We start from the raw sequence: 6,645 nt of genomic DNA on the forward strand, positions 1-6,645 counted from the left end.
AGAGTTTGCATATAGAAAATGCTTTTATGTTTTTGAGATAATTCTTTAATAAATAATTTTCTGCAATGAAAAAATCGCCGAAAAAATTTATAATGTGTAGTGTAGTGTAGTGTAGTGTAGTGTAGTGACAAACTAAACATATAAAATTCCTACCTTAATTTTTAATGATTAAATTATAACATATTAATAAAAAATGTCAATAGTTTAATTTATAAATTAATTTTTAATTATCTAATAATTTTTGTCTTAATTTATCTCTCAATTTTCTAAAAGGTATAAAATATACTAGTTGATTTACGAGATTATGATATTTTTTTTCTAAATTACCGTATAGTTTATTATTATATTCAAATATTAAATAATTTTCGTATATGTTTATATTTTTTAATGTTAAAAATTTTATATAATCTTTATATGTCAAAAAATCTTTTTCGCTCAAATCTAAATTTTTAAAATAATTATATATATATATATATCCTGTTTTTTTATCTTCATAATTTTCAAATTCATAAAATAAATTAGATATGGTTTTATTTAATAAATAAGGCAATTTTTGAGGACAATTTTTATTATAATAATTAATATTATTGTCAATAAATTTTATAGCAGAAATTATAAAACTTATATCTTTTCCCCTGCTATCAATTATAGAGCCTTCTCTTTGTCTATAATAATATATAGCTTTATTATTATAAGATGTTTTAGGATTATGACAAAATAGTTTATAAAATATATCAATATCTTCTCCTCTGTCCTTCAAATTAAAAAATAAATCATTTTTAATAATAAAATCTTTTTTCCATAATTTATTCCAAGACATATAATTAATAAATTCATAAGTATCATATTTAAGATTTTCAATTTGCAAATTAGAAATTCCTTCTTGCCAATTTACATTATTTTTCAAATTATAAACTTTATTATCTTTATAAGGAATTATTTTATCCTCGTTTATAGACATTATATTTGAAGTGCTTACAATATCTGCATCGTATTTTTTTGCCGTTTCATAAAAATATTTTATAAAATTGATATCTATATAATCATCGGAATCGACAAACGATATATAATTGCCTTTTGAATTACGAATTCCAACATTTCTTGTCTCCCCAAGCCCTTTATTAACTTCGTTTTTAATTATTTTTATTCTTGAATCTTTTTTAGAGTAATCTTGTAAAATCTTTAGTGAGGAATCTTTGCTCTTATCGTCTATACATATCACTTCGATATCTTTAAAAGTTTGATTGACTAAACTATCTAAACATATTGGCAAATATTTTTCCGTATTGTAAACAGGAACTATAATAGATATTAATGGCATTTTATCTCCTTGTTATTTATCTTTATTTGGTAATAAATGTTTGGTTATTATTTTTAATAATATAAAAGGAGGCATTACTAGCTAATAATACTCCGTCTAAAGCGAATAGCATTTTTTGTAATTTAGTCATAGACATGGGTATTTCTTTTTCGTATGCTTTATTTAATAAGTATTTAGCCATTAATATAGAGTTATCCTTTTATGCATAATTTATCGCCTTTATTTAAATATTTAATTTTATTTTAATATAATTTTTTATATATATCAACTGCATAAAAACCATATAATTTAATTATTGGGTTATTTCCATATAGTTTTTAAATTTTCTAAAGATTGTTTATATAAATTATCCGTATATATTTTTAGGTTATTCTGCTTTAACATATATTCTTGATGTGGCATATATATAGCTCTTTTTAAAGATTCAATTAGATATTTGTTTTTATCATATATTATACTGTTACTTTCATTTAATCCATAAACGGAAGCAAATTTTTTATTGATTATGCAAATTTTTCTAAATCCGTATATTAATTGCATAGAACCTGAAACTCCATATTTTAAATACCTATCATGTTCTGCATTTTCTGGGTCCAGCATAGGTAAAATAAAATCGCTACTTTCTAATTCCTTATATAAAGTCGGATAATCTACTCGTCCTTTAAATTCTATAAAATCGCATAAAATAGAATTAAACAATATATTTCCTCTACCTATAATAGTAAGTTTAAAATTATTTATACCTTCTCTAATAAGTTCTTCTAAAGATTCTATAAGCAAATTATGATTCTTCCTTTTATCTTCTATATTGCCTATTACTATAAAATTTGTAATTTCTTTATTTTTACTAGTTATGTTAATATCTCCAAAATAATGAGGATTAATATATATAGGAAATTCACTTTTATTAAAATTATTAATCACAGCTATTTTATTTTTTTTCAAAAGTTTCTTATTTACCAATTCTAAATGATGCTCTAATATAATTATTTTTTTATTTTGTCTATTTAGATTTTTTATATATTTTAAAACAGTAGGAAATCCATAATAATTATAATAATATAGATAATAAGAAGTTATAAATATCCCAGAATATTGTTTTATCTTTTTACTATTTAAGGCTTTTATCATACAATCAATTTCCATATTAAATATTCTTATATTTTTATTATTTATAAAATTATTTAATATTCCTGCTAAATATAATTCATTACTTATCAATACATCAACTTTATAATTTAAATCAAAAAAATATTTAACTATTCCCGGTATAACTTCTCCATGACTCTCATAATTTAATTCAGTTATTAAAATCATTCTATCCTCTAATTCCGCATTCAAAAAATTATCTAAATAATTATCCATAATTTGAGAATATATTTTATCATTATACCAATCTAAAATTCTATTATATTTTATATCAGAAGTTAAAACGCTAAATATTTTTATATAGCTTAAAAAAATTCCGTATTCATCTATTTGTTTAGATATAACCGCCTCTAAATATTTAAGTAATCTAAAGCATTTTTTTTTATCTTTAGTATAATATTGCGTGTAAATTTCATTATATAAAGTATTTATACAATTTGCATATATTATATTTAGATTTATTTTATCGTCCTTATTTTTTTCTATTATTGAAATATATTCATTTAAATATTTTGATATAAATTCTTCAGAAATTTTTTCATTTATTTTTATATCATAAGAATCATAACAAATTTTATTATATAATTCTTGCCTTTTAATTAATGATGGAATATTTTTTTCTCTATGTCTTAATCGAGTAGGTTTTAATACTATTTTTATACCAAAAATAGTTATTATTAAATATATATCTTTTTCTTTTATACTAAATAAAAAATTTATAAAATTCATATCGATTAACTTACACCAAATTTCCTTAAATTTTCTTTTTAAAAGCAATTCTTATAAATAATATCTTTAATACGAAATATTTATCGTCTATTTTTATTGAAAAAATATTTTTTAATAAATTATTAAAACTAATAACAATAGGTTTATTATAATATCTTTTATTTTTTAAACTTATTTTTATTCCAAATATTCTTATATTTGTATATTTCTTAAATATAATTATTGAAAAGAAATAAGGAATTAATTTTTCATTAAGATTTTCTAAAGATTTATATTCTATGCCGTTATAATCGCTAATTTCTTTAAATGCTTCGTATCCTTCAATAAAATCTTTTGAGAAAGTATCGCTTAAAATATTTTTATAATCTTTATCTTTTACTTGATTTAAATAATTATAATGATGATAACATAATTTTGAAAAACTATATCCGTATATCTTTTCTATATTTAATTTGCATAAAAAATTATAAATTTCGTCTAAAGATATTTTTACGGTTTCGCATAAAAATTTATATTTATTAATTTCTAAATTCTCAATTTTTGGACTTGCTCCGACATCATAATTATAAATATACAATTTTTTATTTAAAGTTTTATACGACTTGCAAAAATAAAGAGTTATTGCATATTGAAGCAAATCTTCCGAACTGCTTAATTTAATATTCGGTATATATGGGATTGATTTTTTTACAACATCTTTTTTAAAAAAATTACCAGCGACATTATGATAAAATCTTATGTCTAAAAGTTCAATGAAAGGATATTTAATTATATTTCTTTCAGATAATAACCATAATTCTAAATCTTCTACATCGTATTCTGAATATACTTTTATAGAAAAAGGAATAACATCGTAATCTCTTTTATAAACTATTTTATGCAATTCTTTGCAAGTATTAATATCAAGTTCGTCATCGCTGTCAACATAGGTAATATAATCTCCTTCAGCTTCAATACTTCCCGTTTTCCTTGCTATTAAAGTCCCTTTATTTTCGCTATGTTCAATATATTTTATTCTGTTATCTTTTTTCTGATATTCTTCAATTATTTCTTTACAATTTCCTTGAGAGCAATCATTAACAATTATAATTTCTATATCGTTAAAAGTTTGATTGACTAAACTATCTAAACATCTTCTTAAATATTTTTCCGTATTATAAACGGGAACTATAATCGATATTAACGGCATTTTATTTACCCTCTAACTTAAATTTAAATCATACAATTATTATTCATTATTGTATAACAAAAAATTTTTTAAATCTTCTAAATATTTATTTTCAAAGTCTACATAAGGACTTAAATCAAAATTTTCGGCTTCTTCAGGATTCTTAAATCCAAAACTTTCCATATAAGCAAAAACTTTTGATTTTTTATGCGGAAGTTTTATACCATTAATTCCTAATTTTGAAATGCATTCTTCATAACCTTCAAAACAGTTTAATACTTCTTTATAAAGAGCGATTTTTTCTATTAAAGTTTCAAGATTTCCACTATCTTTATTGTTTGGAAGTAAAAATATATCATAATTTTCTTTTGGAATATTCATTTGATTAATTTGATTTTCTATATTAGTTTTGGAATCGTTATAGTAATCGTCCGCGTCAAAAATAATTAAATGCTTTTCGTCATTTCTTATTAAATTTGGTTTATTAATTAAATTATTTTTTCCATCAACAATATCTATACGGACATCTATATTTAAATATTTACAATATAATTCAAGAAAATCTTTATCAGTATGTCCTTCTACTAAAATATGCATTTTAATACCTTTAATTTCTTATTTCGCTATCAGTTTCCATAGAATGGCTAAAATTTTCCTGTGTGAATCTTACGGCTTTAATATCTTTTTCTTTATCATGGTAAAGGTTAAATACAGAAATCATATCAGAATAATTGTTATTTTTAGTAAATTTATTTAATGTTTGTAAGAATTCTTTGCTATGAGTTGTAATAAAAAACTGTAGATTATATTTTTTTGATAAATCTGTTATATTTTTAATTAATACTTTCATTATTTCGTAATGAATGCCGTTTTCTATTTCGTCTATTAAAATATATTTATTTCCAGCTACCATTGAAGCGATAATAGTAAGATAAGTTTGAAAACCTTTTCCCATAGTTTTCAAATTTAAAGTATGTTCCAAATTATTAGTTTCTATAACTATTTTATTATCTATAAATCTTATATCTTCAATATTATCGTTGAATTGTCTGCAATATTCATGCAATTCTTCTTTTTCTTTTTTCTTTTCAAGAATATTTTTTAAATTTTTGTATAAATTATTTTTACTATAATATTCGGCTATAAATTCTACATTATCTTCAATGTTTATGTTTATTTTGTTTGCAGATAAAACTTGAAAATTTACCGTATTATTTATTTTTTCAACTATAATATTAGATGTAGAGCTTTTACCGTTTTTTATATCAAACTGTAAACTATTTACAAAATTTATATCATTTTTTGAGATTTGATTGCCCAATGGAACAGTAATACTTCTATTATTAATATTAGGTTTTATTCCTATATCTATTTTGTCGTTATTAATCAGTGCATTTAGTTTTATAGAATTTTTTAAATTATAATCATAAAATAAAGATTCAAATATATCATCATATCCTACTATGTCTCTTAAATCTGATATTGTAACCATTGATTCCGCATTTATTCTTAAAATCATATAAATAGCTTCCAATACGGAAGTTTTGCCTACATTTGCCTTGCCCGTAAAAATATTTATATTTTTGAAAGAATCAAAATTTAATTTTTTAATTCCTCTAAAATTATTAATTTCCAATTTTTCTAACATAATAATATCTCGATTAAAATAAAAATCTATTTAATTTTAATTTTATCATACAAAATAAATTAATTCAAATTTTTACCTCTAAACATCTTCTTAAATATTTTTCCGTATTATAAACGGGAACTATAATCGATATTAACGGCATTTTATTTACCCTCTAACTTAAATTTCAATCCTAATATATTTAAGTAAGTAATTTTACGCCCTTCAATCTTTTTTGTATTTACAGAAAACAGTCGTCTCAAAAAATTACTCAAACTTATTACAATTATTTTGTTGAAACATTCTTTATTTTTTATAACAATTCTAATGCCGAATAATTTAATTATTATTTTGTAATCTATAAAAATTATATAAAAGAAATATGGAGAGAGTTTATAATTCAATTCTTCTAAATTATTATTTTCTATTTCGTTATATTTTTGCAAATGCAAATATTGACTAATAATAGATTTGTCAAAATATTTTTCGATTATTTTTACATATTCTTCATTGTTATTTTTTACTTTTTCAAAAAGATAATTATATTGATTATAATAAATTTTAGAAAATAAAAATCCATAAGCTATATTTGATTTTACTTTTACCAAAAAATTATAAAATTCGTCAAGCGCTATTTTTGTGCTTCTGCAT

Annotated in this window: 6 protein-coding genes and 1 pseudogene; all 7 read right to left on the reverse strand. The window is 20.7% G+C overall.

Annotated features, from left to right (window positions below; genetic code table 11):
* Positions 1 to 223 precede the first annotated feature (223 nt).
* Positions 224 to 1,321 carry a glycosyltransferase family 2 protein gene (locus EPJ79_RS11385; protein ID WP_147739647.1) on the reverse strand — a complete coding sequence of 366 codons (1,098 nt, stop codon included), beginning with the start codon at positions 1,319 to 1,321 and terminating at the stop codon, positions 224 to 226.
* A 22-nt stretch (positions 1,322 to 1,343) separates the two neighbouring features.
* Positions 1,344 to 1,502 (reverse strand): hypothetical protein, encoded by a 159-nt coding sequence (locus EPJ79_RS11615; RefSeq protein WP_158634377.1) that lies wholly within the window; start codon positions 1,500 to 1,502, stop codon positions 1,344 to 1,346.
* Positions 1,503 to 1,621: 119 nt separating this feature from the next.
* The gene (locus EPJ79_RS11390; protein ID WP_147739648.1) at positions 1,622 to 3,199 is read right to left on the reverse strand and encodes a glycosyltransferase family protein; all 1,578 of its coding nucleotides are present in this window, start codon (positions 3,197 to 3,199) and stop codon (positions 1,622 to 1,624) included.
* 25 nt (positions 3,200 to 3,224) lie between these two features.
* The gene (locus tag EPJ79_RS11395; RefSeq protein WP_147739649.1) at positions 3,225 to 4,388 is read right to left on the reverse strand and encodes a glycosyltransferase family 2 protein; all 1,164 of its coding nucleotides are present in this window, start codon (positions 4,386 to 4,388) and stop codon (positions 3,225 to 3,227) included.
* A gap of 39 nt (positions 4,389 to 4,427) precedes the next feature.
* The gene (locus EPJ79_RS11400; protein WP_147739650.1) at positions 4,428 to 4,964 is read right to left on the reverse strand and encodes a DUF3226 domain-containing protein; all 537 of its coding nucleotides are present in this window, start codon (positions 4,962 to 4,964) and stop codon (positions 4,428 to 4,430) included.
* 10 nt (positions 4,965 to 4,974) lie between these two features.
* Positions 4,975 to 6,015: an AAA family ATPase gene (locus EPJ79_RS11405; protein WP_158634378.1), complete on the reverse strand. Its 1,041-nt coding sequence runs from the start codon at positions 6,013 to 6,015 to the stop codon at positions 4,975 to 4,977.
* 143 nt (positions 6,016 to 6,158) lie between these two features.
* Positions 6,159 to 6,645 (reverse strand): annotated as a pseudogene (locus EPJ79_RS11620) (glycosyltransferase family 2 protein); the annotation flags it as partial.

It is taken from the genome of Brachyspira aalborgi (assembly GCF_008016455.1).
Classification (GTDB): domain Bacteria; phylum Spirochaetota; class Brachyspiria; order Brachyspirales; family Brachyspiraceae; genus Brachyspira; species Brachyspira aalborgi.